Origin of the sequence: Streptomyces sp. NPDC050448 (assembly GCF_040655295.1) — a bacterium.
GTDB lineage: Bacteria > Actinomycetota > Actinomycetes > Streptomycetales > Streptomycetaceae > Streptomyces.
Genome location: NZ_JBFAJR010000019.1, coordinates 97933 through 123097, shown reverse-complemented (window position 1 = coordinate 123097; position 25165 = coordinate 97933). Strand labels below are relative to the sequence as shown.

20 protein-coding genes are annotated in these 25165 nt (G+C 72.4%); 12 read left to right on the top strand and 8 right to left on the bottom strand.

Annotated features, from left to right (window positions below):
• Positions 1-139: 139 nt before the first annotated feature.
• The gene (locus tag AB0I68_RS22740; protein WP_363179169.1) at positions 140-2425 is read right to left on the bottom strand and encodes an immune inhibitor A domain-containing protein; all 2286 of its coding nucleotides are present in this window, start codon (positions 2423-2425) and stop codon (positions 140-142) included.
• 244 nt (positions 2426-2669) lie between these two features.
• On the opposite strand from AB0I68_RS22740, the gene AB0I68_RS22735 reads away from it, so the two are divergent.
• Complete coding sequence (locus AB0I68_RS22735) at positions 2670-3200, top strand: nuclear transport factor 2 family protein (protein WP_363179168.1); 531 nt, start codon at positions 2670-2672, stop codon at positions 3198-3200.
• Positions 3201-3315: 115 nt separating this feature from the next.
• Here AB0I68_RS22735 and AB0I68_RS22730 read toward each other — a convergent pair whose 3' ends face one another.
• The gene (locus AB0I68_RS22730; RefSeq protein ID WP_363179167.1) at positions 3316-5175 is read right to left on the bottom strand and encodes a M1 family aminopeptidase; all 1860 of its coding nucleotides are present in this window, start codon (positions 5173-5175) and stop codon (positions 3316-3318) included.
• Positions 5176-5396: 221 nt separating this feature from the next.
• Entirely contained in the window at positions 5397-7337 is a 1941-nt protein-coding gene (locus tag AB0I68_RS22725) for an NAD-binding lipoprotein (protein WP_363179166.1), read from the bottom strand.
• 345 nt (positions 7338-7682) lie between these two features.
• On the opposite strand from AB0I68_RS22725, the gene AB0I68_RS22720 reads away from it, so the two are divergent.
• From AB0I68_RS22720 to AB0I68_RS22705, 4 genes are all read left to right on the top strand, one after another.
• Positions 7683-8249, top strand: a complete 567-nt coding sequence (locus AB0I68_RS22720; RefSeq protein WP_363179165.1) for a PadR family transcriptional regulator — start codon at positions 7683-7685, stop codon at positions 8247-8249.
• A 59-nt stretch (positions 8250-8308) separates the two neighbouring features.
• Positions 8309-10030, top strand: a complete 1722-nt coding sequence (locus tag AB0I68_RS22715) for an acyl-CoA dehydrogenase family protein (protein WP_363179164.1) — start codon at positions 8309-8311, stop codon at positions 10028-10030.
• Between the two features lie 102 nt (positions 10031-10132).
• The gene (locus AB0I68_RS22710; RefSeq protein ID WP_363179163.1) at positions 10133-10858 is read left to right on the top strand and encodes a WYL domain-containing protein; all 726 of its coding nucleotides are present in this window, start codon (positions 10133-10135) and stop codon (positions 10856-10858) included.
• A gap of 266 nt (positions 10859-11124) precedes the next feature.
• Entirely contained in the window at positions 11125-12084 is a 960-nt protein-coding gene (locus AB0I68_RS22705; protein WP_363179162.1) for an aldo/keto reductase, read from the top strand.
• Between the two features lie 63 nt (positions 12085-12147).
• On the opposite strand, the gene AB0I68_RS22700 is transcribed toward AB0I68_RS22705, so the two are convergent.
• Together AB0I68_RS22700 and AB0I68_RS22695 are read right to left on the bottom strand one after the other, a co-directional pair.
• Positions 12148-12417: a DUF4190 domain-containing protein gene (locus AB0I68_RS22700; protein WP_363179161.1), complete on the bottom strand. Its 270-nt coding sequence runs from the start codon at positions 12415-12417 to the stop codon at positions 12148-12150.
• Positions 12418-12419: 2 nt separating this feature from the next.
• The gene (locus AB0I68_RS22695; RefSeq protein WP_363179160.1) at positions 12420-12596 is read right to left on the bottom strand and encodes a hypothetical protein; all 177 of its coding nucleotides are present in this window, start codon (positions 12594-12596) and stop codon (positions 12420-12422) included.
• A 96-nt stretch (positions 12597-12692) separates the two neighbouring features.
• Between AB0I68_RS22695 and AB0I68_RS22690 the strand changes: the two genes are divergently transcribed.
• The 3 genes from AB0I68_RS22690 (at position 12693) to AB0I68_RS22680 (ending at position 16245) form a co-directional block, all read left to right on the top strand.
• Positions 12693-13346 carry a TetR family transcriptional regulator gene (locus AB0I68_RS22690; RefSeq protein WP_363179159.1) on the top strand — a complete coding sequence of 218 codons (654 nt, stop codon included), beginning with the start codon at positions 12693-12695 and terminating at the stop codon, positions 13344-13346.
• Positions 13347-13633: 287 nt separating this feature from the next.
• Positions 13634-14095 (top strand): calmodulin-binding protein, encoded by a 462-nt coding sequence (locus AB0I68_RS22685; protein ID WP_363179158.1) that lies wholly within the window; start codon positions 13634-13636, stop codon positions 14093-14095.
• Positions 14096-14400: 305 nt separating this feature from the next.
• Positions 14401-16245 carry a BTAD domain-containing putative transcriptional regulator gene (locus tag AB0I68_RS22680; protein ID WP_363179157.1) on the top strand — a complete coding sequence of 615 codons (1845 nt, stop codon included), beginning with the start codon at positions 14401-14403 and terminating at the stop codon, positions 16243-16245.
• A gap of 66 nt (positions 16246-16311) precedes the next feature.
• Here the strand turns inward: AB0I68_RS22680 and AB0I68_RS22675 are convergent, their stop codons facing one another.
• Entirely contained in the window at positions 16312-16977 is a 666-nt protein-coding gene (locus AB0I68_RS22675; protein WP_363179156.1) for a response regulator transcription factor, read from the bottom strand.
• Positions 16978-17191: 214 nt separating this feature from the next.
• On the opposite strand from AB0I68_RS22675, the gene AB0I68_RS22670 reads away from it, so the two are divergent.
• The gene (locus AB0I68_RS22670; RefSeq protein ID WP_363179155.1) at positions 17192-20014 is read left to right on the top strand and encodes a BTAD domain-containing putative transcriptional regulator; all 2823 of its coding nucleotides are present in this window, start codon (positions 17192-17194) and stop codon (positions 20012-20014) included.
• On the opposite strand, the gene AB0I68_RS22665 is transcribed toward AB0I68_RS22670, so the two are convergent.
• Both AB0I68_RS22665 and AB0I68_RS22660 read right to left on the bottom strand, forming a co-directional pair.
• Positions 20011-20364, bottom strand: a complete 354-nt coding sequence (locus AB0I68_RS22665; protein WP_363179154.1) for a metalloregulator ArsR/SmtB family transcription factor — start codon at positions 20362-20364, stop codon at positions 20011-20013. The genes AB0I68_RS22670 and AB0I68_RS22665 overlap by 4 nt on opposite strands.
• Positions 20361-20807 (bottom strand): SRPBCC domain-containing protein, encoded by a 447-nt coding sequence (locus AB0I68_RS22660; protein WP_363179153.1) that lies wholly within the window; start codon positions 20805-20807, stop codon positions 20361-20363. The genes AB0I68_RS22665 and AB0I68_RS22660 overlap by 4 nt, the downstream gene beginning before the upstream one ends.
• A 255-nt stretch (positions 20808-21062) precedes the next feature.
• Here AB0I68_RS22660 and AB0I68_RS22655 point away from each other — a divergent pair, with 255 nt between their 5' ends.
• From AB0I68_RS22655 to AB0I68_RS22645, 3 genes are all read left to right on the top strand, one after another.
• The gene (locus tag AB0I68_RS22655; RefSeq protein ID WP_363179152.1) at positions 21063-22769 is read left to right on the top strand and encodes a right-handed parallel beta-helix repeat-containing protein; all 1707 of its coding nucleotides are present in this window, start codon (positions 21063-21065) and stop codon (positions 22767-22769) included.
• Positions 22766-23173 (top strand): hypothetical protein, encoded by a 408-nt coding sequence (locus AB0I68_RS22650; RefSeq protein ID WP_363179151.1) that lies wholly within the window; start codon positions 22766-22768, stop codon positions 23171-23173. The genes AB0I68_RS22655 and AB0I68_RS22650 overlap by 4 nt, the downstream gene beginning before the upstream one ends.
• A 102-nt stretch (positions 23174-23275) precedes the next feature.
• A complete protein-coding gene (locus tag AB0I68_RS22645) occupies positions 23276-25087 on the top strand; it encodes a protein kinase (RefSeq protein ID WP_363179150.1) in 1812 nt (603 codons plus the stop codon).
• Positions 25088-25165 lie beyond the last annotated feature (78 nt).

Sequence of the window (25165 nt, the reverse complement as noted above, 5' to 3'; positions counted from 1 at the left end):
TCCGTAGTGCCGGTACGAACAGACGTGTCCAGCGAGGCGGGCCCGGCGTCAGGAGACCGCCTCCGCAGGGCGGGCTGGTTCGCCGCTCCCCGGTCCTCTCGCGGCCCGGACGCGAGAGGACCGGGGAGACGTTCGTGCGTCAGGGAGACGGGCTGACCTGGACGGTGGTCAGGGCGCCTCCCGAGGCCTCCTTCACCACTGCGATCCGGGTCCCGGTGTCGGGCACCTTCACGCCCACCTGCGGCAGGTCGGCGTTCCAGTAGCTGCCCCGCCGGTCGTCGAAGACCGGGACACCCGGCCGCGCCGGGATCAGCACCGGCACACCGGCCTTGTGCAGCACGATCTCGTCGCTCGGACGCGTGGAGAACGTCGCGTCGAAGGTCTGCGCACGCGCGTTGAGCAGGGTGCCGTCGGCGGCCCGCAGCGGCTCCGGCCGCGCGTCGACGGGCAGCAGCATCCCCGCGCCCGGGTGGGCCTTGGTGGTGTTGTCGCTGTACGCCGTGTCCCAGAGCCAGATGAGCACGCCCTGCTGGTACGGGTAGAACTCCACGGTGTCGTTCCCGGAGCCGAAGTTGTACGGACCGCTCTTGAGGTACCTCCCGTATCCGGTGTAGCGCCGGTTCTCGACCAGGTAGGCGCGCGGGTGCTCCGCGCTCCCGGTCCGGCCCTGCGTACGCGACCAGCGCTGCGCCGTCCAGCCGTTGGCGCCCTGCTCGGCGCCGTCGCGCAGCAGCTCCCGCTCACCCGCCGTGATCCGTATGTCGTCGAAGGTGACGCCCTTGCCGTGCGTGTTGCCGTCCGAGGTCGCCCGCAGCCGCAGCTGGATGCCGCGGCCCGCGAACCCGTCCAGCGGCACGGCGAGTTCGGCCCAGCCGCCCGAGGTGCCGGAGATCCCCTTCGCCGGGATCGGGGCGCCGCCGACCGTGCCCGGCAGGGCGGACCAGGTGGTACCGCCGTCCGTGGAGGCCTCCACGGTCAGGAAGTCGAAGTCCTTTTCGGTGTCGTACCAGACGCGGGCATCGAGCCGCGCCCGTCCCGTGCCGGGTGTCTGGCCGGAGAGGTCGACCGTCCGGGTCAGTGTGTTGTCCATGAAGTCGCCGGTGCCGCTCCACCACTGGCTGCCGCCCTCGAAGGGATCGGTCAGGTCGGTGCGGGTCACCGAAGGCGGCAGGTGCACCAACAGGGCCTGTGGATCCTCGGTGTTGTAGCCGGAGACTCCGAGTACGGCGCGCGTCTTGCGGCCCGCGTCGGCCTCGGTGTACTCCAGCCAGCCCAGTTGCAGCTTGCTCCAGGGGTCGAGGTCGCCGGGGTAGTCGCCGGTGGTGTTCCGCCCCTTGCCGAGGTACGAGGCCGAGGACATCAACGACCAGAAGTTGACGCTGTTGTCCCCGTCGGAGCCGTACAGGTCGGGCAGCCCGAGGTCATGCCCGAACTCGTGGGCGAACAGGCCGACTCCGCTGTTCTCGCCGCCGGTCAGGTAGTCGCCGGCCCAGATGCCGGAGTCGCCGACCGGGGTGCCGCCCGCCTTGTTGCCCGCGGGCCCCGCGCTGCCCGCCTGGTCCCAGTATGCGAACCAGCGGTGTGCCCACACGGCGTCCTTGCCCTGGTCGCCGCCGCCCCAGGTCTGGTCCTTGCCCGCGTGCACGACGACGACGTGGTCGAGGTAGCCGTCCGGTTCGTCGAAGTTGCCGTCGTGGTCGGCGTCGTAGCGGTCCCACACGTCGTACTCGGCCAGCTGGGCCTTGATCTGCTCAGGGGTACGGCCCTTGGCGCGCTCGGCGTCGTACCAGGCGTTGGTGGCGTCGCGTACGAGGTCCCAGTTGGTGCGGCACTGGCCGGCCTCGGAGCAGTTGTCGGTCCCGTACCGGGCCTCGTTCCACGGCAGCCGTACCCAGTCGCTGACCTGGCCGTCCATGTCGTAGCGGCCGGAGGACTGCAACCGGTAGTAATTGCGGAGCGTGACGGCGCCGGGGTCGGTGCCGAAGAACTGCTGCTGGTAGTACGCCTGGCTGAAGTCCTTGCGCCACAGGGTGTGGTTGTCGCTCTTCGCGGGTTTGGCGATGGTGTCGTGCCGGGGGCCGGGCGTGCCGCCGAAGCGCGGCTTGCCCTCGAACTCGGTGGTCGAGTCCACCTGGTCGCCGAACTCGGCGAGGATCACGAAGACCTTGTCCTTGCGCTCCTGGGCGAGTTCGACGTACTGCTTGCCGACCGCGGCCCGGCGGGGGAGCGTGCCGTCCGCCTCGGCCGCCGTGGCGCCGGAGGCGACGCCCTCGAGGGCTTGGCGGCGCAGGCTCTGGCGCTGGAGCTCCAGTGGTGCGGGTGGCGGAGCCGGGGACAGTTCGGGGGCCTGCCGCGCCGCCGGGGGCGGGGCGGGCGCGGCGAGCGCGGGGGTGGCGAGGAGGGCGAGGGATATCGCCGCTACCACCGCGGGGAGTCTGCGCAACGTGGCTGACCTTTCGGTGAGTTCGGTCGAAGCGCAGGTAATATTTCACATGTCACAGGTGACTGCTAGAGCGCCGCTGTCCTTCGGGAGCGGCGGGATGTGATCGTAAACACCGACAGGACGGTGTCGCGGGAGGCGGAGAGCATGGGTGTCACGGGCGGCGGACAGAGGTCCCCGCCCGGCAGCACGGACACGCAGCGCACGCACGTGAAATGAGGCATCGCACATGAGCATGACCACCGAGACCGCCGAGACCGCCGTCAACACCGCGAACACCGCGAACACCGCGAACACCGCGAACACCGTGAACGCCGAGGGCGCCGCGCGCCCCGAGAGCGCGCCGGCCGCCGGCTCCCACGCCCTGGGCGTCCGGCTGTTCGAGCAGTGGACCGCGATGTGGAACGGCGAACTGGCCCTCACCGAGCGGATCGTCACGCCCGGATTCCGGATCTCCTTCGCCAACGATGCCGACGGCGCCAGGGCCGCCGCGAGCGACGACCTGCGCGGCCCGCGCGAGCTGGCCGGCTTCGTGGCCGCCCACCGGGAGTCCATCCCCGGTGTGCGCTACCACCTGAGCGGCACGCCTGCGGTGGACGCGGCCGGCGGTCAGATCGCCGGGCGGTGGACCGTGACGTTCCCCGATGCCTCGGGGAACCAGGTGAGCAAGAGCGGCATCGACATCCTGGCGGTCGAGGACGGACGCATCGCGGAGGTCTGGTCCGTCACCGGCCACCGCGTCTTCGCCTCGGCCGGCTGACCTCACCGCCCCGGCGAGGAGCGGTGAGGTCATCGGTCACCGGCCATTGCCCGCCGGTCATCGGTTCGCCGGGGGTGGCGCCGGGAGGCGCCCACCGCGGCGAACCGGTGCCGGGTCAGCCGTCGATGCGGTGCTGGGTCCAGAACGAGGTCAGGTTCGTGGCCGTGGCGGCCTGGGCGGCCGCCTTGAACTCGGCGGTGGTCGAGACGCCGTACCAGTGCGAAGTGGCGTAGTCCTTGAGCAGCTTGGCCATCACACTGTCACCGAGGACGCGCCGCAGGTCGTGCAGGGCGCACTTGCCGTAGCCGTAGACGACGGTGGAGTACCGGGACGAGTGGGCGTCCCAGTAGGCCATGGAGTTGGTGATCTTCTCCGCCGACCCGGCCCACGAGACGCTGTTCCAGCAGTTGGTGCCGGTCTTGTTCAGTGCCAGGTCGGTGGCGTAGTCGGTGAACGCCTCATCGAGCCACGGGCCGGCGTACTCGTCGTCGCCGACGATGCCGTACCACCACTGGTGGCCGATCTCGTGGGTGAGCGCCGTGGTGCTGACCAGGTCGAGGACGAATCCGGGGTACTCCATTCCGCCGAACCAGTAGTTGTTGTCGATCACGGCGTCCAGTTCGCCGTAGGGGTAGGCGCCGAAGCGGGCCGAGTGGGCGTCCACGGCGGACTCGGCGGTGGTGAGCATCGACTGCGAGTCGGCCGAGCTGATGCCCGAGACGGAGTAGATGTTGATCGGGGTGCCGGCGGCCGAGGTGCCGGAGATCTTGCTGAACGGGCCGGCCGCCCAGGCGAAGTCGCGGACCTTGGAGGCGGTCGCCGTGGTGACCGTACGTCCGCTGGAGCCGGGCGTGTCGGCCGAGGCGCCGGTGGCCGGGACGAGCAGGGTGCTCGGGTGGTCGAGGGTCACGCGGAAGTCGGAGGCCAGCGAGTAGAAGGACTCTCCGTTGTTGGTGTACGGGTCCAGGTGCCAGCCCGCCCCGTCCCTGACCGCGAGGACGGGCAGGGCGTTGCCGAGCATGCTGAAGGCCCCGTCATAGCCGAAGCGGTCGGCGCCGCTGGGCACGGTGATGCCCAGGTCGAAGCCGATCGTGGCGGTCTGCCCCTGCGTCAGCGGCGCCGGCAGGTCGATCTTCAGGGCCGTGCAGCCGACCGAGAGGGCGCCCGCCGTGCCGCCGGTGACGTTGCCGACTGTGATCGGCATGGCGGAGCAGGTGCCGTGGTAGTTGTCCCACAGCCTCAGGTACACCTCGCTCAGCGCGGTGGAGGAGACGTTGGTGAAGGCCGCGCTCTCGTGGCCGGTCCAGACGGTGCCGCTCGTATTGCTGCTGAGGCTGACGGTGTACGAGGGGGCGGCCGGTGTGCGTGTGGAGTCGGTGGGCGGGACGGTGCCACCGGAGGTGTCGAGGGCCACGTCGTCGACGACGAAGCTCGTCTGGAGGCTGGAGTCCTCGGTGCCGGTGAAGGCGACGTCCACGGTCTGGCCCGCGAAGGCCGACACGTCGAACGACTTCTGGACGTAGCCGGTGTTCTTGTCGAGGTTCGAGTACGTCGCCAGCGTCGTGGTGCCGATCTTCGCCGTCAGCTTGTCGTACTTGGTCGACGTGGTCCTCTCGGCGGTGTCGATGTGCAGCCAGAAGGTGAGGGTGGCGGTGCTGCATCCGGACGGGATCGTGACGCTCTGGGAGAGCGTGTCGGTGTGCGTGCTGCCGACACCGTTCAGCCAGGCGAAGCTGGTGCCGCTGTGGGCACTCTGCCCGGTGCGGCTGGTGATCACGCTGGTCGACGACGGGGTCCAGGGCGAAGTGCCGCTTTCGAAGCCGCCGTTGGCGACCACCTGGGCCGGGGTGCAGGCGGCTGCGAGAGGTGCCTTGTGCGGCGCGGCGGCCGCCGGGGTGATGGAGAGTGCGGCGGCAGCCAGTGCGGCGAGGGCGAACGCGCTCGCGGCGAAGGCCTTGTGGGGGGTCGGTCTCACACGGAACTCCTTTGAGGCGGCCGGGATTCCGGCCTGCTCGGTGGCCGCCCGGCCGGCTCGGGTGCGCCGAAGGGCAGCCGCGGGCTGTGCGCATCGTCTGCACGAGCGCTGAGTGAGATCTGCTGTGCCGTGTCCCCCTGGGTCAGGGCGACGACTGCCGGAAGAGCCTGGCAGATTTGATCGGAGCATGCCATCAGGGGCGGGTAAAGTGTTCGTTCGCGTCAGGGCCCGCCGATCGCCTCGGTGGCGGCGGTGCTCGTCCGGCCACGGGGCAGGGCTTCGGACACGGGAGTGGCGGAGAGGGCGGCCGGGGCCACCGGTTCCCGGGCCAGCACGATCACCGCGTCCTGCGCGCCGAACCGTACGGGGTCGTTCTTGTCCGGATTGATCCGTACCCCGTACGAGGGGCCGTGCGCGCCGTCCTCGTGCAGCCGGTAGCCGATGACGCAGTGCCCTTGACGGCGGCCGGACTCCACGACCGTGGCGAAGGTGACCGCGCGTCCGGGCAGGACGTAGTGCGTCGCGGGCTTCAGGTGAAGGGAGTCGCCACCGGCCGAGAACAGGCTGTCGAAGACGTCGGCGAGGTGCCGGTTCTCCGCGATCTGCGTCATCAGCAGGCTGATGAGCCGGCCCCCGACGATGAAGTCCGCGCCCTCCCGCGCGGGCGCGAGCAGGCGGTTGCGGTCGTCGGCCATCTCGGTCACGACGGCCAGTTCCCGGCCCGAGGCCTCCTCCAGCGCACGCAGGTGGAGCAGGGTCACCAGGGTCCGGTCGTCACCGCCGAGCGCACCCGGGGCGGCGTCGTCCGTGTCGTCGTACCCGAGCACGATGGTGCGGTCGAAGGACGGCACGTCCAGATCGTCCAGAGCGCGCGGGTCGGTGATGTCCCCGCCGTGGACCGTGATCTGCATCCGGCGTGCGGGCGACTTCGCGCACCGGGCCGCGTCCCGGAGCGCCTCCTCGCCCTGCGCCATGATCACCAGGTCGGACCCCTCGGGCACGCACGGGTCGAGCTGGTCGATGATCAGCGGAGCGCGGCGGTTCCAGCCGAGCATGAGGAAGCGCTCGGCGGGCGGCACCGACGTGCCGGGCGGCACGATCGCCGCCTCGTCCACGGCGAGCGGTCCGTCCGCCGTCACTGCCGTGTCGTCGTCCTCGGTGATGAGGACGATCCGGTCGTCCACTCCCAGCACGCTGTCGACCGCCGGGTTGAGCTCGACCCCGCCGGCGGCGCGCAGGATGCCGACGACGGACGAGGTGGCGTACGCGAGGAGCAGCTCGCCGAAGGTGCGCCCGGTCAGGCCGGGCTCGCGGACCGTGTAGAACTCGTCCCCGGCGAAGTCCAGGAGCTCCTGGTGGACGAGGGACAGCCCTGGCTGGCGCGAGGTCTGGGCGATGAGGCGGGCGGTGACGTCCTCGATGTTCAGCACCCGGCCGTGCGTCCCGGCGGCGAGTTGCGCCGCGCGGTGGTGGCGGCCGTCGCGGACGGCGGCGACGACGCCGGGGCGGCCCCGCCCCCGTACGGCCGCCTCCAGGGCGAGCAGGGTCTTCACCACATGGGCGTCGCCGCCCCCGCCCTCGTGGGTGAGGACGAGGACGGCTCGGGCCGTCTCGGGACTGACGAGTGCGACCACCGCGGGGTCCGTCGTCACGCCGCTGCGGCAGATCAGCCGGGTGCGGCCCAGGCGGCCGGCCGCGAGGGCGATCTCGTCCTCCATCTCCGCCTTGTCCTTCGGGCCGAGGACGGCGACGACCGCCCGGCGCTGGTTGGAGTTGGCGGCGATCAGCTCGGAGACGATCGGGAAGACCTGTTCGGACCAGCCCAGCAGAACGGTGTGCTGCTCCTCCAGAACGGTGGACCGGCCGCGCCGCAGGGCCAAGACCTTGTCGTTGAGGCCGGTGGTGATCAGGCTGACGAGCGTGGAGACGAACAGCAGGGCCACCAGGGCCAGCAGCACCGAGAACAGCACGTAGAGCGGGCTGCCGACCGCACCGCCGATCTTCAGGGTCTGCCCGACGCTGACCCAGACGGCCGCCAGCTGCCCCGACCAGGTGGCGGGCGCCCGGCGGTCGGCCCAGACCAGCGCCACGCTCGCCGGGACCACGACGGCCAGGCAGGCCAGCGTCAGCCAGCCGATGAGCACCGGCGTTCCCCGCGCCATGACACTGTCGAACCAGTACCGCGTGCGCGGCAAGTAGGGCCTGCGTCGTTCCGTTGTCCTGCGACCTGTCAACCGGAGTTCCTCGGGCAGCAGCTGTCGGTGCCGGGCGGGCTGCGGGGGTACCGCCTGCCCGACGCCTGTGGGGTGGGTTTGTGTACGGGTCACGCTAGTGCCTCAGGGCCGGGCGGAGGGTGGCAGAACCGCCGACTCCGCTCATCGCGTGACAACTCGGACCTGCTTTCGGGTGCCTGCGCGCTCGTCCGTCGCGGCGGCCCCCGGGTGAGCCGCGTCTCACCCGGGCGCTGTGACTTGTCTATGCAACGAGTTGCATAGAAGGATCGCGGTATGGCGCTCGAACACGCGATCCTCGTCTCGCTGCTGGAGAAGCCGGGTTCAGGCTACGAGCTGGCCCGGCGGTTCGACCGGTCCATCGGCTACTTCTGGACCGCCACCCATCAGCAGATCTACCGCGTCCTCAAGCGCATGGAGAACGACGGCCTGCTCGCCGTCCGCGAGGTGGCGCAGCAGGGCCGGCCGGACAAGAAGGAGTACTCCGTCGCCGGCCCCGGCCGCACCGCCCTCTCCGGCTGGCTGCACGAGCCGATCGAACCCGAGAGCCTCCGGCACGACCTCGCCGTGAAGATCCGCGGCGCGGCGTTCGACGACCCGGCCGCACTCGTCCACGAGGTCGAGCGGCACCGCCAGGTGCACCGCGACCGGCTCGCCCACTATCTGGCCGGGGAACGGCGCGACTTCACCGGTCCCGAGGCGCCCGCGTCGCCCGACGCCGGTCAGGAACTGCAGCATGTCGTGCTCCGCGGCGGCATCGCGTACGAACGGATGACGATCGCCTGGCTCGACGACGTGCTCGCCACCGTCCAGCGGCTCGCCGCGTCCCGCCCGCGCAGCTGAACCGCCCCCCGTATAAACCAGCACCCTTCACCCCTCAACCCCTGGGAAGGCGAACCTCCATGGCCGACGCCCTGCTGTTCAACCCGCGCACCTACGATCCGCAGCACTTCGACCCCGAGACCCGCAGGCTGCTGCGCGCCACCGTCGACTGGTTCGAGGGGCGCGGCAAGCGCAAGCTGATCGAGGACTACCGCACCCGCGCCTGGCTGGGCGACTTCCTCGCCTTCTCCGCCAAGGAAGGCCTGTTCGCCACCTTCCTCACCCCGGCCCCCGCCGCCGACGGCTGTGCGGACAAGCGCTGGGACACCGCCCGGATCGCCGCCCTCAACGAGATCTTCGGGTTCTACGGCCTCGACTACTGGTACGCCTGGCAGGTGACGATCCTCGGCCTCGGCCCCGTCTGGCAGAGCGACAACGCCGCCGCCCGCGCCCGCGCCGCCGAACTCCTCTCCCAGGGCGAGGTGTTCGCCTTCGGCCTGTCCGAGAAGACCCACGGCGCCGACATCTACTCCACCGACATGCTGCTGGAGCCCGACGGCGACGGCGGCTTCCGGGCCACCGGCTCCAAGTACTACATCGGCAACGGCAACGCGGCCGGTCTCGTCTCCGTCTTCGGCCGCCGCACCGACATCGAGGGCCCGGACGGATACGTCTTCTTCGCCGCCGACAGCCGTCACCCCGCCTATCACCTGGTGAAGAACGTCGTCGACTCCTCCAAGTACGTCAGTGAGTTCCGCCTCGAGGACTACCCGGTCGGCCCGGACGACGTCCTGCACACCGGCCGCGCCGCCTTCGACGCCGCCCTCAACACCGTCAACGTGGGCAAGTTCAACCTCTGCACCGCCTCGATCGGCATCTGCGAGCACGCGATGTACGAGGCCGTCACCCACGCGCAGGGCCGCATCCTGTACGGCCGCCCCGTCACCGCCTTCCCGCACGTGCGCCGCGAGCTGACGGACGCGTACGTACGGCTCGCCGGGATGAAGCTGTTCAGCGCCCGCGCCGTCGACTACTTCCGCACCGCGGGCCCCGACGACCGCCGCTACCTGCTCTTCAACCCGATGACGAAGATGAAGGTGACCACGGAGGGCGAGAAGGTCATCGACCTGATGTGGGACGTCATCGCCGCCAAGGGCTTCGAGAAGGACAACTACTTCGCCCAGGCCGCCGTCGAGATCCGCGGGCTGCCCAAGCTGGAGGGCACGGTCCACGTCAACCTCGCGCTGATCCTCAAGTTCATGCGCAACCACCTGCTGGACCCGGCCGAGTACGAGCCCGTCCCGACCCGCCTCGACGCGGCCGACGACGACTTCCTCTTCCGGCAGGGCCCGGCCCGCGGCCTCGGCTCCGTACGCTTCCACGACTGGCGCGCCGCCTTCGACGCGTACGCGGCCCTGCCCAATGTCGCCCGCTTCCGCGAGCAGGCGGACGCGCTGTGCACGTTCGTCACCACCGCTGCCCCCGATGAGGAGCAGAGCCGCGACCTCGACCTCCTGCTCGCCGTCGGCCAGCTCTTCGCGCTCGTCGTCCACGGCCAGCTGATCCTGGAGCAGGCGCGGCTGACCGGCCTCGACGAGGACGTGCTGGACGAGCTCTTCGCCGTCCTCGTCCGCGACTTCTCCGCGCACGCCGTGGAGCTGCACGGAAAGGACTCGGCCACCGAGGAGCAGCAGAGCTGGGCGCTCGGAGCGGTCCGGCGTCCGGTCGTCGACGAGGCCCGCTCGGCCCGGGTCTGGGAGCGCGTCGAGGCGCTGTCCGGGGCGTACGAGATGGCGCCGTAACCCACGGCGGCGCACGCACCACGGCCCACCGCCGCGGCAGCCGCGGTGGGCCATGGCGCCCCCCGGCACCGCGGCGGCCCGGGCCGCATAGTCTGAGGTCTCGTGAACCGAACGGACAGGTTGTACGCGCTGGTCGAGGAGTTGCGCGCCGTGGCCCCCCGGCCCCGCAGCGCGCGCTGGCTGGCCGGGCGCTTCGAAGTCAGCACCCGTACGATCGAACGGGACCTGCGGTCGCTCCAGGACACCGGCGTACCGGTCTACGCCGAACCGGGCCGCAGCGGCGGCTACGTCCTCGACCGCAGCCGGAGCCTGCCGCCGCTGACCATCACCGCCGCCGAGGCGACCGCCCTGGCGGCCGGGCTGCATGCGCTGGCCGGAACACCCTTCACCGAGGCCGCACGGTCCGCGCTGCACAAGGTGCTCGCCGTCATGCCGCCGCAGGAGCGTGACCGGGCGGCCGGCCTCGCCGCCCGCGTCCAGTTGATCGACTCCGGGGCCGCTGTGCTCCCGGTGCCGCGCGTCCTCCAAGACGCGCTCGCCGATGCCCGGGTGGTCCGGCTGAGCTACGCGGACCGGCACGGCGCGGCCACCGACCGGCTGGTGGAGCCCCTCGGCTTCCTGGGCGGCGAACGCTGGTACCTGATCGCCTGGTGCCGGCTGCGGGGTGCGACCCGCGGTTTCCGCTTCGACCGGATCCTGCGGGCCGAGGCCCTCCCCGAGCAGGCACCCCGTCGGCAGGTGGACCTCGCCGGGCTGGACGTCCTGGGCCGGGAACTCACCGGCCTGGACGGGCTGGACGTCCTGGACGCCTCGGGGGAGCGCAGGTGACGGGCCGGTCCGCCGGTTGTTCCCGGGCCGGGGCCGCGCATCCCGCCCGGGGAACCCGTCCCTGCCCGTAGCGTGGTCGCATGACGACGAAGCCGACCGGTGCGAGCGGACCGAAGGTGCCGCCCTCCTACCCGCCGAGGACGCCTCCGCCGCAGAGGAAGCCCGTGGAAGCCCCGCGCCCCTGGCCCGCCGCGAAGCCGGTGGCCCGGATTCCCGCGCGTGGAGCGGGGATACGGGGCCGGGCCGCGGCCTCGTAGGGTGGCGGCATGACGATCACACCATCGGAGAAGGCCGGCACCCGGCTGCTGTACGGGTGCATGGCGCTCGGCGGCAGCTGGGACACGGATGCCTACGGCTCCTCCGACATCGATGCGGCCGAGGCGGCGATCGCGGCGGCGCTGGACAGCGGCATCGACACCTTCGACCATGCCGACATCTACCGCCGCGGCAAGGCGGAAGCCGTCTTCGGAGAGGTCCTGGCCCGTACTCCCGGCCTCCGTGAGCGGATCGTGCTGCAGACGAAGTGCGGGATCCGGCTGGCGGAAGGCGGCCGCCCCGGTATCTACGACCTGCGCGGCCCCTCCATCGTGCGGCGCGTCGAGGAGAGCCTCGGCCGCCTTCGCACCGATGCCATCGACGTCCTGCTCCTGCACCGGCCCGATCCCCTGGCCGACCCGGAGGACATAGCGGCGGCCCTCATCTCGCTGCGCGAGCAGGGGCTGGTCCGCCGCTTCGGCGTCTCGAACATGAACGCCGCGCAGATCGCCCGGCTCCAGCGGCATCTGGAGTTCCCGCTGGTCGCCAACCAGCTGGAGATGAGCCTGGACCGGCGGGACTGGCTCGAGGACGGCGTCCTCGTCAACACGGCCGCGGCGGCGGCGAGCGGTTTCCCTTCCGGGACGGTCGAGTACTGCCTGGAGAACGGTGTCCGCCTCCAGGCCTGGGGCGCGCTGGCGCAGGGCCGTTTCACCGGCCGGCAGGAGAGCCCCGACGAGCGGGCAACGGCCCGTCTCGTCCGGTCGCTGGCCGACGCGAAGGGCACGACGCCGGAGACGGTCCTGCTGTGGTGGCTCCAGCGGCATCCCGCCCGGGTCGCCCCCGTGTTGGGAAGCGGCCGCCCCGAGCGCATCCGTGCCTGTCGCGACGCCGCGCTGCGCGAACCCGATCTCACGCACGAGGAGTGGTACGAGCTGTGGCTCACCGCCCGCGGAGCCCCGCTGCCGTAGCGGGGCGGCGGGCAGGCGGGTCGGCGTGTCGGCGCGTCGGCAGGCAGGTCGGCGGTGCGACGGTCAGCCGATGCTCCACGACCAGGTCTGGTCCGCGCTGACCAGCCAGGCGAGGACGACGAGGTCGGCGATGCCCAGGGCGAGACCGAGCCGGGCGCGTCCGGGGCGGCTCGTACCGCGGTGCAGTGCGAGGGCGGCGAGGACGATCGAGGCCGGTCCGAGGAGGAGGTTCATCGCGAGGAGGCCGATCAGGCCGAACACGAAGGAGGCCACCGCCATCCCGTCGGCTTGACGGACATCGGGGGCGCGGAGCGCGGCGCCGGGGGTATTCATGATCATCCTTCCTGCCGGCCGGCCGGCCGGTGGTGGCGGGCGGCCCGCTCCCGCACCGCGAAGACCAGCAGCCAACAGGCGATCGCGGCAGTGGCGGTGAGGGACACGTCAACGGGCACGTGGGCCACGGTTCCCAGGGCGAGCCCCATCAGCATGAGGGCCGCTACGAGGAAGAGCATCGTGCTTCCTCCAAAAAATAGGAGACAGTTGTGCACTGACTACTCAGTCTAAATGCAAGCGAGCAGAAAAAGGGAATCGGGGGTTGACTTTTCGTCATGAGTGAGATCATCGGGGCGCGCCAGGCGCAACGGCACAAAACGCGCAGAGCCTTGCTGGACGCGGCCCTGTCGCTGCTGGAGGAGCAGAGCCTGGGCAGCCTCGGTCTGCGGGAGGTGACCCGCGTCGCGGGGGTCACCCCGACGGCCTTCTACCGGCACTTCCGGGACACCGAAGAGCTGGGCATCGCGCTGGTGGACGAGGCGCTGCAGAGCCTGCACGGCACGGTCCGTTCGACCCTCGCGGCCTCCGGCGACGCGGCGCAGCGGATCGACACGACCGTGGAGCTGATGGCCGAACTCGTACGGGAGTACCCCGGGCACATCCGCTTCATCGTGCGGGAACGGCACGGCGGGGTGCGCAGGGTGCGCGAGGCGGTGGCCGGCCAGCTCGACGCGTTCGCCGGCGAGGTGGCCGAGCGCCTCGGTGCCGATCCGCTGAGTGCGGGCTGGAGCGCGGACGACCTGCTCATGCTGGCGCGGCTGTACGTCGACCACATGGTGATGACGGTCTCCGCCTACCTGGCCGCGGGCCCGGAAGGCAGGGAATGGGCGGCGGTCACGCACACCGCGCGCCGCCAGCTGCGGCTGATCCACGCGGGGCGAGTGAACTGGCCCGCCGTGCAGGACCGCCTCCGGCACGCGGACGGCTGATGCCCGACGGCCGGTCATCGGGCCGACAGGGGCCATTGGCCAGGAGGGCGGGACGGGCGTGACGGCACGGGCCGGATGGTCCCGGGGTCGGGGCCTGCCGGGTGTTGGGCCGGTCAACTTTCGGGACCGCTGGACCTTTTGGCCGCTCTCGGGGGACTTTGGGGCACCTGCGAGCGGCCTTTTGGGCACCCTTGGGGTGGAATAGACCATTCCTTTGACTTCCGCATTACGTTCGGCGCAGACGGGTCGTGGACGACGCGACCCGACAGACACCGGAGGTCTCAGACATGCGACGTAACCTCATCAAGGTCGGCAGTCTCGCGGCGGTATCGATGATCGCCCTCGCGTTGGCCACGCCCGCCCAGGCGGCCCAGAACAGCGGTGCGGAAGCGAATCCCGCGGCCGCGCCGGCGGCCTACTTCGAGTTCACCGACGGCAAGGACACCTTCGTCTTCCAGCTCACCGACCCGGCCAGGATCCAGCAGGCCCGCGACATCCTGAGCGGCGTGGACACGGAGAACGTCGGCGTCATGGGCACGGTGGTCAAGAGCCCTGCCTCGTACAACAAGCCCTGGCAGTACCACCTCGCCCCGAACTCGGTGAAGTTCTTCGGCATGGCCATGGAGGTGTGCGACGCGAGCATCTCCTACGTCGACGGCCACCTGGGCGAGGTGGGCGGTGCGCTCCTGCCCAGGTCGACCTGGTGCCCCTGGAAGTCGAAGCTGACGCGTGAGGTCGCCAAGCCGTAAGGTCTCCCGCCCCGGGGCGCCGACCGCGTTCGCCGCCGCTCCGGTTCGATACCTCTCCGGCCGCCGGACCCCCGCCGGCGGCCGGAGTTGCCCGATGGAGACCGGATGCCATTCGGCCATACCGCCACGCCGGCAGCGGAGCTGCGCGCCGGCCCTTCGGGGCGGATGACGCGGCGCGTGCCCCACGACGGCCCACACCTCCGCGGCGTCGAAGGCCAGCCGGATACGGGCGCGCGCACCGCGCGTGACCGACGCGCCGAAGTAACGTATCTCCTTACCGGTGTCCAAGACGGGTGGGGAGGCGCGTGGCGGCGGCGGGGGAGCACGAGGGCGGCGCCGCGGACGGGATGCGGTTCCGGATGCTCGGGCCGATGACCGCGCGGGCCGCCGACGGATCCCCGCTCGCCCTGGGCCCGAACCAGCAACGGGCGCTGCTCGCCGTACTGCTGCTGCGGGCCGGCCGGACCGCTTCCCTCGCCGAACTGTGCGACGCGCTCTGGGGAGAACGCATGCCCCCGCGTGCCGTGGGGACCCTGCGGACGTACGTGTCCCGGCTGCGGTCCCTCCTCGAACCGGACCGGCCGGCCCGGGCGCCCGCCCGGCTCCTGGTGTCCACCTCCGGCGGGTACGCCGTGCGGCTGCCCCGCCCGGTGGTGGACGTCGACGAGTTCGAACGCGGGCTCGCCGACGCGGCCCGGCTGCGCGCGGCCGGAGCCACCCGCGAGGCCTACCGCACCCGCGGCCATGCCCTCGAACTCTGGGCGGGATGCCCGCTGGCCGGCCTCCCCGGCCCCCACGCCGAGGCCCAGCGCGACCGGCTCACCGGATTGTGGCTGGCCGCCCGGGAGGATCACTTCCGCGACGTGCTGGACCTCGGCCCGGACCGCGACCAGGCAGCCGTCCCGGCCCTGCGGGCCTTCGCCGCGGAACACCCGCTGCGCGAGCGGGCGCAGGCGCTGCTCGTACGGGCTCTGCACCGGGCCGGCCGGTCCGCCGAGGCGCTCGCCGTGTGCGAGGCCACCCTCGAGACACTCGGCCTGGAGCTGAACGCCACCCCAGGGCCCGAACTGGCCGCGCTGCACCGCAGCTTGCGGGCTCGGTCCGGTCGCACCACCCCGGGCACGCGGCGGCACCCCGAGCCGGCGCCCGTGCCCGGCCGGTCCACCCCGCAGGCCGCGACCCCTCGGGGCGCCGCCCCCCTGCCCGCTGCATCGCCCTTCGTCGGCCGGGACGCCGAGAGCGCCCTGCTCGTCGAGCTGCTCTCCGGTGACCCGGCCGGTGTGCCCGTCGCGGTGCTCACCGGCATGCCGGGCATCGGGAAGACGGCCCTCGCCGCCCGGGTGGCCGAGCAGCTGCGGGCGTCCTTCCCGGACGGCGTGCTCCGGGCCGCACTCGGCGCCGGCCGCGCCGCCCCGCTCGGCGGCCTCCTACGCGCCCTGGGGGTACCGGATGCGGTGGTGCCGGACGGAATCGAGGCCCGGGCGGCGCTGTACCGCTCGCTGCTCGCCGGGCGGCGCGTTCTCGTCCTGCTCGACGACGCCCGCGACGCGGCAGGGCTGCTGCCGCTGCTGCCCGGGACGCCGGGGTGCGCGGCGCTGGTGACCGCGGCCTCGCGCGGGCTCGTCGTACCGGGAGCGCGACCCGTCGAGATACCGGAATTGGACGACGCCCCCGCGCTGGAGCTGCTGGGCGCGGTCGCGGGTGAGGGGCGCGTCCGCCAGGATCCCGTCGGCCTGCGCGAACTGGCCGGTCGGTGCGCCGGGTTGCCGCTCGCACTCCACCTGGCCGGGCGGCGCCTGCGGCTGGAGCCGTACCGGTCGGCGGACGCGCTGGCATCACCGACCGGAACCGGACTGCTCGCGCGGCTGCGGGCGGACGGCCGGTCGGTCGAGGACGGCTTCCGCCGCCGCACCGAAGGGCTCCCGGCGGCCGCGGTCCAGGCCCTGCGCGCGACCGCAGCGGCACCGGACGGGTTCGCCGCCGCCGAGGCGGCCGCGCTGCTCGGCACCTCCGAGCCCGAGGCGGCCGGCGCCATCGAGGAACTCGTCGACTCCGGGCTGCTGGGGCCGGCGGCCTCGGGCCGCTACCGCTACCACCCGCTGGTCCGGTCCTTCGCCCGCCACCGGCTCGGCCCCGCCACCGGGGTGTGACGCCGCTCGGCGCGGTCCGATGCTGCTTCGCGCGGTCCGATGCTGCTTCGCGCGGCGCGGGCCGGCTCAGATGTAGCCTTCGCGGAGCGCGTAAGCCACGGCGTGTGCACGGTTGTTGAGCCGCAGCCGGGTCATCAGGCCGTGCAGGATGTTCTTGACGGTACGCTCGGAATAGGCGAGCTTCTCGGAGACCTGGCGGGTGTCCAGCCCGTCCGCGATCAGGCGCAGCACGTCCGTCTCGCGTGGCGCCATGCCGAACAGCGGCCCGGCGGCCGTGCCCGAGCAGGCTGCCGCGGTCTCCGAGCGGCGCAGCCGGTTCATCTGTCCCAGCACCCGGCCGATCAGGTCCGGCGGCAGTACGCATTCACCGTCCGCGGCCTGCCGTACGGCCTGGACCAGCCGCTCCTCGGTCGCCTGATGCCGCCAGACGATGGCCCGTACCCCGTACTCCACCACCGCGAGCAGCTCCTGTTCGCGCAGTTCGCGGGCGACGAGGACCACGTGCTGCGCGCCGCCGCGCAGGACGCCGCGCAGTTCGGCCGCCGACCGTTCGTCGACCCGGTCGATCAGGATCACGGCCACGCGGGGGCCGGGTACCGGCCCGTCGCGCTCTCGTAATCGCGGCACGATCTCCACGGCGGGCTCGTGCTGCAGATGGCTGACGACCCCGGCCCGGCTGAGCGGATCGGCCGCATGGATCGTCACGGTGATGCGGTCGGTCGGAACCGGCATCCGTTTTCCCTTCCCCCGAACGGTCTTGCTGGGCGCAGTGTGGCCGTTGCGGATCAACAGCCAGTCAACGATCAATAGGTGCCCGGCCGTTCCCCGGAGGGAGTGGCCGATTTGCGCATACTCCGTCCCGTTCCGCACACCCTTGGTACAGTTCCGTCTGGGTGGCGGGTACACGCACATTGCGCCTGTGCGTACGGGAGTTGGGCGAAGAATCATGAGCGGAACGCGGCCCGAACCGTATTTCTGCCTGCTCGGACCGGTCCAGGCCCACCGAGGCGATTCCCCGCTTCCGCTGGGTCCGCCGCAGCAGCGCGCCCTGCTCGCCATGCTCCTGTGCCGGCGCAACGCGGTGATGGGCGTGGACGAGCTGATCGACGGCCTGTGGGGCGAGGAGCCGCCGAGCGCGGCCGTCGGCACCGTCAGGTCGTACGTGTACCGGCTGCGGCGCACGCTGGGCCGTGCGCTCGCCACCCAGGGACGGGGCTACAGCCTCCGGGTGGGTCACGGCGAGCTGGACCTGTCCCGCTTCGAGGCACTGGTCGCCCGGGCCCGCGCGGCCGGCTCGGCCCACGACCCGGCCGGGGCGCGGGACCTGCTGGCGCAGGCCCTGGGGATGTGGCGGGGAACCGCGCTGGCAGGGCTGCCCGGTCCGCAGGCCCGCATCCAGCGCGAGCGGCTGGCCGAGCTGCGCCTGTCGGTGCTGACGGAGCGGGTCGAGCTCGACCTGAAGCTGGGGTGCCACGCTCAGCTCGTCGCCGAACTGGCCGGCCTGTGCCTGGAACATCCCCAGAACGATCGGCTGCGCCTGCTCCGGGACGCCGCACTGGAGCGCAGCGGCCGGGGGAGTCAGGCGCGGGCGACGCCGGCCGCGGCCCTGCACCTCTCGGCCTCCGCGTTCGGCGCGGTCGCTTCCCGGCTGCCGACTCCCGCTCAACTCCCCTACGTACCCGGCGATTTCACCGGACGTGACGAGGAGGTGCAGGCCCTCCTGGACACCCTGACGCCGACGGCCCCGGAGACGGTGGTCGTCGCCGCCGTCGGCGGTATCGGCGGGGTCGGCAAGACCACCCTCGCCGTGCACGCAGCCCAGCGGCTGAGGGGGCACTTCACGGACGGCCAGCTGTACGCGAATCTGCGCGGCGTGCAGGGGGACCCGGCGGACCCCGGTGCGGTGCTGGCCGGATTCCTGCGCGCGCTCGGCGTGACGGGCCCTTCCCTCCCCGAGGATCCGCAGGAGCGCGCCGCTCTCTACCGGTCCCGCCTCGCCGGACGGCGCATTCTGCTCGTCCTCGACGACGCACGGGACACCGCGCAGATCGAGCCCCTCCTCCCGGGGTCATCCACCTGCGCAGTCCTCGTCACCAGCCGCGGCACCCTGGCCGGATTGCCCGCCACCCTGCGCGTACGGCTCGACGTCCTCGCCCCCGCGGAAGCGCCGGCCTTGCTCGGCCGCATCATCGGGGACGAGCGGATCGCCGCCGAGCCGGCCGCGGCCGCAACCCTCGTCGAGCGGTGCGGTGGGCTGCCGCTGGCCCTGCGCATCGCGGGGTCCAGGCTGGCGACCCGGCCGGCCTGGCGGCTGGTGGACTTCGTCCGGCTCTTCGACGGGCGCCGCCCCGCATTCCCCGGCCGGGGCGGCGGCGAAGGCGGCGTGGAAGCCTGCTTCCGGCTCAGTTACGACCTGCTCGGCGAGGACGAGGCCCGGCTGTTCCGGCTCGCGGCGGTTCCCCACGCGGAGACGGTGGACCTCGCCGCGGCGGCGGCACTGGCCGGGCCGGGGCATCCGGAGGCGGAGCGGAGCCTGGAACGGCTGACCGCGCTCGGACTCCTGGAATCCCCGGCTCCGTTCACCTACCGGTTTCACGATCTGCTGAAGGAGTTCGCCGCCGCACGGTCCGAGGAATGCGACGGCACACAGGAGCGGACGGCGGCCCTCCTCCGGCTGGTCGGCCACATCCTGGCCTGCGCCCGGTCCGCGTACGCCCGCGAACGCCCGGGCCACCCCCTCGCGGGCCCGCCGACCCCCACGGCCGCGGACGGTGCACCCGTCGCTCCCCGGGGCAGCGGGGGCCCCGCTGCCCCGTACATCGAGTCGGTCCTGGCGGTGGCCGTGCAGACGCTGGAGGCGGAACCCTCGGCCGTCGGGCTGATCGCCGACACCGTCCTCGCACTCGACCCACAGCTCGACGGATCGTTTCTGTGGGCGGCGCTCGTCGCCCCCGCCGGCCGCATCCTGCGTGCCGCCGAGGAACAGCGGGACGTACGTGCGGCCGGCCGTATCGGGTACATGCTGGGGGCGGCCTTCACACGGCTGGGCCGCTGGGACGAGGCGGAGGCCACCCTCCGCGCCGCAGAGCAGGCAGCGGGGACGGTCCCGGACAACGCGGTGCGCACCGACATCCTGACCTGCCGGGCCGTGGTCCGGCAGGGGTGCGCCGACTGGACCGGGGCCGAGGCCCTCTACCGGGAGGCGATCGCCCTCGGGACGGCCTGTGGCAACGTGTGGGGCACGGCCCATGCGCGCTCGAACAGCGTCAGTACGCTCCTGAACCTGCTCCGGTTCGGCGAAGCCGCCGAGGCCGGCCGGCTCAGCCTGAGCGCCGCCCGCGACAGCGCAGACCGCTACGGCGAAGCCCACGCGTTGTACAGCCTGGGGATCGTCGCCCGGCACACCGGCCGCGTGGCGGAGGCGGTCGCCCGGCACCGGGAGAGCGCCGCGCTGGGCGTACGAGGGGGCTACCCGGCCTTCGAGGTGATGAACCTGATCTCGGAGACCGCCGCCCATCTCGCGGGCGGCGATCCCCGGGAAGCCGCAGCGTGCGGCGAGCGCGCACTGGCCGCGGCGCACCGGCTCGGATGGCGCGCAGCGCAGGCACGGACCCTGCGGCTGCTGGGCACGGCCCTGGCGGCGTCGGGCGACCACGACCGGGCCAGGGCCCGGCTGGAGGAGGCCGTGGAACAACTCGGAGCCCTGGGCCTCCCCGAGAGGGCCCAGGCCGCGGCCACCCTGGCAGCCCTGCCCACCACGGGCCCTTAGGGGGTGTCCTGTTCCGCCGCCTCCGCGATGCGCTTGACGGCTGCCAGGCGGCGGTCCCAGTCGGCCGCGAGGGCGGCCATCCACCGGGCCGTCGCGTCGAGGGCCGCGGGCCGGACCGCGTACCGGACCTCGCGTCCGGCGCGGTTGCCGCAGACCAGGCCGGCGGCGTCCAGCACCGCGAGGTGCTTGACCACCGCCTGCCTGGACACGGGAAGTCCTTCGGCAAGCTTCGTCGCGGTGGTCTCCCCCTGTGCGGCCAGCAGATCCAGCAGTTTGCGTCGCGTCGGGTCGGCGAGCGCGGCGAGGACGCTGTCGACCTCCCCGCCGGCGCCGCGATGTCCGTCCGTCACGCCGGATACTGCTCGGCGCGCTTCGCGAACGCATCGAGCACCTGCGGCCACCCGCCGGTGTTGTCCTGCACCGCCTTGCTGCGCAGCTCCTCGGAGCCGTTCAGCGCCGCGAATCCGCTCTCGACGACACGCAGCCGCGTCTTGTCGCCTTCTGTGGTCAGGGTGAACTCCACGAGGGTGCTGTTGTCCTCGCGCAGCGCCTCGCCGGGGAAGGCGCTGGCCCAGCGGTAGGCCACGTACGTCGGTGCCTCCACCTTCTCGACGCGTACCGGGAAGTCGCCGTACTCGGAGTTCTTCGCCACGATCGACGCGCCCTCCTCGGCGGGGGTGGCGGGCGGGTTCGCCTCGTCGGCGACCCAGAAGCCGGGCTGGGTCACCAGGGACCAGACCCGCTCCAGGGGTGCCGCGATCAGGGTCTCGCGCTCGATCCGATCCTTGCTCATGGCAGAACTCCTTCTTCGTCGCGTGAGAAGCAACTCCAGAGTTGCACGTAATGACTCCAGGTGCAACTGGAGAGTTGCATGTCGGTGGGGGTCGGGCAGGAGGCTGCCCGTCCTCGTTCCACCCGCATGCGATGCGCGCGGCGGGCGCCGGCGGCGAATCGCGCAACGGCGACCGCGCGATCGCCGAACCCCGCCGCCGCGGACCGGCTTCGGTAGCATCGGCTCCTCCAGCCGGACGGGGGAGGGGAGACGCCCATGGTCGCGAGGTACGTCGTCTCGCCGAACGGCGGCCGCCGGGCCCACCCCGACATCATGTCCGCTCTGCGCGCCGCGGCCGCACGGGGCCGGGCGGCCCTGATCGAGATTGCACCCGGCCGCTACGACGAGGCGCTCACCGTCCACGGCGAGGTCCAGTTGACGGCGGTCGACGGCCCGGGCTCCGTGGTCGTGAGCCGGCCCCGCGGGGCCGTCCTGGACACCTTCGGGTCGGTCTGTGTGCACGGCCTCGTACTGACCGGCCGCGACGCGGACGTCGTCGCCTGCCATACGGGAACGCTCACCCTCGAGCACACGCGGATCCGGGCGGACCACGGCGTCGGCGTGCACGCGAAACCGAACACCTCCGTCACCCTGCGGGACAGCGTGATCCTGTACGGCCGGACCCTCTTCGCCGGGTCGAACGGACTCGTCGAACGGTGCCGCTTCACCGACGCCGCCGACAATGCCGTCGCGGTGATCGAAGGAGCCGACGTCACGGTCCGCGACAGCTGGATCGGAGGCAGCCGCATCCACGGCGTCCGCGTCAGCGAGGCGCGGGCCGAAGTCGTCCGGTGCGAGCTGACCGGCACCGGAAGAGCGGCCGTCATCGCAGACACACGCGCGGAACTCGCCGTGACCGACTGCGCGATCACCGCCACGCACGCGGAGGGAGTCATGTTCATCGAACAGTCCCGGGGCTCCGTGCACGACACACGTGTCACCGATGCGGCACACGGGATCGCGGTGGCGAGCGGCGCCGACCCGGTGGTGCGCGGCTGCGTCCTCACCGGCTGCCGCGACACCGGCATCAACGTCCAGACCTCGGGCCGGGGCAGGTTCGAGGACTGCGAGGTCCTCGACGCGGGCAACGTCGCGGTGTTGTCCACGACGGGCGGCGCCCCCGAGGTCCACGGCTGCCGCATCTCGGGAGGCAATGTCGGCATTGCCGTCACCGAAGCCGCCCGAGGCCGCTTCACCCGGGTCGGGATCGCGGACCTGACGGGCGTCGGGCTGCGGGTCTGGGACGGATCCGGGGCGGTGTTCGAGCAAGTCCGCGTGGAGCGCTGCCCGTTGGGCCTGGACTCCCGGGGCGACGGCGGCACGAAGACCGCCATCGCCGACACCGTCTTCCGTGATTTCGACTTGGCCGCGATATCCGTCCTCGGACAGTCCCGGGTGACGCTCAAAGGCGTGACGGCCGAGCGCGGGGTGCTGGGATTCGGCGTCGGCGAGGACGGCCAGCTGCTCGTGGACGACTGCCACGTCACAGCGGTGAGGGCCGGCGGGGCCATCGGCTTCGGCAAGGGGAGACTCGTCGCGCGGAACCTCACCGTGACGGACTCCGGCGCATTCGGGCTCTGCGGGACGGATTCCGCCTATCTGGACGTCACGAACGGCGAGTTCACCGACTGCGCGGCCACAGGCGCACGGTTCGCCGAGGAATGCGGGGGCCGCCTGGTGGACTGCTCCGTGACCGGCACGCAGGGTGCGGCCGTGCAGGACAACGGTCGCGTCGACCTGGTCTCGCTGCGTACGTCGCTGCCGGTCGTCCAGGAGACCGCACCGCCGGTCGAGCGTCCGCCGACGGTCGTCAACAACTTCTACGGCCCGGTCTTCAACGCCGCGGTCTACGGTGCTCAGCTCTCGTGGAACAACGGCAACGTGATCCAGCAGCAGACCAATGAGGACGGTTCCAGCACATGAACGAGCCACAGAACGTCAACAACTACGACGGTCCGGTGTTCAACGCCCCGGTCTCAGGAGCGCAGTTCGCCTGGAACAACGACACGGTCACCCAGAACCAGCAGAACAACAGCGCCGTCGCCCCGGGCTTCGAGGCGCTCGCCGCGCTGGTCACCGACCTGCTCCGGCAACTGCCCCAGGCAGGACTCGCCGATCGGGACCGCGAGGATGCCGAATCCGCGGCCAGAGAGGTCCTCGCGGAGATCACCCGCCCGGAACCCCCCGAGGAAGGCAGGCTGCGCCGCGCGCTCGCCCTGCTCAAGGGAACGCTGGCCCCGATCGCCACCGGCGTCGTCACCGGTACGACGGTGGGAGCGCAGGAGTGGGCCCGGACCGCGATCGAAGGCCTGACGAGCCTCGTCTGATCACGATGCCCAGGGGTTCGTGGAAGTTCGCGAACGCACAAGTATCCTCTGCCAGACGGACTTTGGCTGACCACCAGCGAGCCGGACGGGCGAGGGGCACATATGTGGGGGCGGGGGACGGTCCTCGGGGACCGGTACACACTGGCCGAGCGGATCGGCGGCGGCGGCATGGGCGAGGTCTGGCGCGCCGACGACGACGTGCTCAGACGGCAGGTCGCCGTGAAGGTCCTGCTTCCCGCGCTGCTCGACGACCTCTCGTTCGCCGCGCGTTTCCGCCGGGAGGCCACGGTCCTCGCCTCGCTCAGCCACCCGGGGATCGTCGACGTGCACGACTACGGCGAGAGCCGGATCGAATCCGGTGAGCAGGTCGCGTACATCGTCATGGATCTCGTCGAGGGGCGGACGCTGACCGAGGTCCGCGCGCAGTCCGGGCCCCTCCCCGTCGAGCAGGCACTCGACATCGCCGGGCAGGCCCTGGACGCACTGCACGCCGCCCATCTGCAGGGTGTCACGCACCGCGACATCAAGCCGTCGAACCTGATGCTGGGCGAAGACGGCCGGGTGACGGTCACCGATTTCGGCATCGCGCGTTCCAGCGCGGCCAGCACCGGGATCACCGACTCGCACGCGGTCCTCGGGACGGCGCTCTACATGGCTCCCGAGCAGGCGGAGGGGCTCGGCGCCATCGCGGCGTCCGACCTGTACTCCATGGGCGTGGTCTGCTTCGAACTGCTCACCGGCGAACCGCCGTTCACCGGTGAATCGGTGGTCGAGATCGCGCTCAAGCACATCAGGGAGCCGGTGCCGGACCTTCCCGCCGAATTCCCGGAGCCGGTACGCGCCTTCGTCGCCAGGGCGCTGGCCAAGCGGCCCGAGGAGCGGTACGCCGACGCCTCGGTGATGGCTGCGGCGGCGCGGCGTGCGGCGGCCGGCCGACCGCTCGGCGAGCTCGACGCGCCGGCGGGACCGGTCGTCGCGGGGACCGGCCCGGATTCGGCGGCGGGCGGTGAGCTGTGGCGGAAGTGGTGGGATCGGCTGCGCATCCCCGCGACCGTCTCCGCGCCGCTCGCGATCGGGATCACGGTGACGATCACGGTCTCGGTGGCCGTCACCGTCTTCTACATCGACCCCAGGGGGCGGGCGTCCGACGCGGGCGGGCCGGGGCAGCGGCCGTCCACCTCCGTGTCCGCGCCGGCGTCCGGCAACGGGAGCCAGAGCCCTGGCGGCGCGTCCCCCTCGGGGAGTGCGGCAGACGGCACGCCCAGCGCCCCGCCCCCGGGCGGGAACCCGGGCGCGCAGGGCGGCGCCGGGGCCGCCGCCGCGGGCGGCGTCGGAGGCGCGGCGCCCGTGCCGAACCCCCAGCCGGCCTCCGGCGGTTCCGGCAACGGCGGGAGCCAGACCGGTTCGGGTCCGAGCGGCGGCGGCGCCGGGGGCGGGACCGCGCCCGGAGGCGGGAGCTCGACCCCCGGAGGGTCGGGCAACGGCGGGGCCACTGCGCCGCAGGGCTGCGGCGGAGCCGGCTGGGGCGCCATCACCAACGTCGGCGACGGGCTCAAGATCGGCTTCAGCGGCGCCGCCCCGCAGGGCAACGCCAAGGTGATCATGGGCGGCACCACCGCATTCGGCTGGTTCCACGAGAAGAGCAACTACGACAGCTTCAAGACGTGCGGGCCGTCCGGTACCGCGATGGCGCGGGCGCTGACGCAGTTCGGGGACACCGTACGCGTCGAGCTCGCCGGCCCGTTCGCCGCAGACGTGTGGTGGAACCTGGAGAAGGCCCCCTCGGCGGGCGCCTACTACATCAAGGACATCCAGTTCCAGGGCGGCTGCCTGACGGACAACGGCGCCGGCAACCAACTGACGGTGGTGGCCTGCGACTCCGGGAGCAAAGCCCAGCAGTGGCGGATTCCGTAGAGGCCGTTCCGTGAGGCTCCTGAAGTGCCCGGCGCGCCGACCCGGACCGGGTCGGCCCACTGACCGCAGCAGCGCGCC

What these genes read in the sequence shown, in the direction of transcription:
- AB0I68_RS22735 (WP_363179168.1), top strand. Translation starts at nt 2,670, where the DNA reads ATGAGCATGACCACCGAGACCGCCGAGACCGCCGTCAACACCGCGAAC.
- AB0I68_RS22725 (WP_363179166.1), bottom strand. Translation starts at nt 7,337, where the DNA reads ATGGCGCGGGGAACGCCGGTGCTCATCGGCTGGCTGACGCTGGCCTGC.
- AB0I68_RS22720 (WP_363179165.1), top strand. Translation starts at nt 7,683, where the DNA reads ATGGCGCTCGAACACGCGATCCTCGTCTCGCTGCTGGAGAAGCCGGGT.
- AB0I68_RS22715 (WP_363179164.1), top strand. Translation starts at nt 8,309, where the DNA reads ATGGCCGACGCCCTGCTGTTCAACCCGCGCACCTACGATCCGCAGCAC.
- AB0I68_RS22705 (WP_363179162.1), top strand. Translation starts at nt 11,125, where the DNA reads ATGACGATCACACCATCGGAGAAGGCCGGCACCCGGCTGCTGTACGGG.
- AB0I68_RS22700 (WP_363179161.1), bottom strand. Translation starts at nt 12,417, where the DNA reads ATGAATACCCCCGGCGCCGCGCTCCGCGCCCCCGATGTCCGTCAAGCC.
- AB0I68_RS22695 (WP_363179160.1), bottom strand. Translation starts at nt 12,596, where the DNA reads ATGCTCTTCCTCGTAGCGGCCCTCATGCTGATGGGGCTCGCCCTGGGA.
- AB0I68_RS22690 (WP_363179159.1), top strand. Translation starts at nt 12,693, where the DNA reads ATGAGTGAGATCATCGGGGCGCGCCAGGCGCAACGGCACAAAACGCGC.
- AB0I68_RS22685 (WP_363179158.1), top strand. Translation starts at nt 13,634, where the DNA reads ATGCGACGTAACCTCATCAAGGTCGGCAGTCTCGCGGCGGTATCGATG.
- AB0I68_RS22675 (WP_363179156.1), bottom strand. Translation starts at nt 16,977, where the DNA reads ATGCCGGTTCCGACCGACCGCATCACCGTGACGATCCATGCGGCCGAT.
- AB0I68_RS22670 (WP_363179155.1), top strand. Translation starts at nt 17,192, where the DNA reads ATGAGCGGAACGCGGCCCGAACCGTATTTCTGCCTGCTCGGACCGGTC.
- AB0I68_RS22660 (WP_363179153.1), bottom strand. Translation starts at nt 20,807, where the DNA reads ATGAGCAAGGATCGGATCGAGCGCGAGACCCTGATCGCGGCACCCCTG.
- AB0I68_RS22655 (WP_363179152.1), top strand. Translation starts at nt 21,063, where the DNA reads ATGGTCGCGAGGTACGTCGTCTCGCCGAACGGCGGCCGCCGGGCCCAC.
- AB0I68_RS22650 (WP_363179151.1), top strand. Translation starts at nt 22,766, where the DNA reads ATGAACGAGCCACAGAACGTCAACAACTACGACGGTCCGGTGTTCAAC.
- AB0I68_RS22645 (WP_363179150.1), top strand. Translation starts at nt 23,276, where the DNA reads ATGTGGGGGCGGGGGACGGTCCTCGGGGACCGGTACACACTGGCCGAG.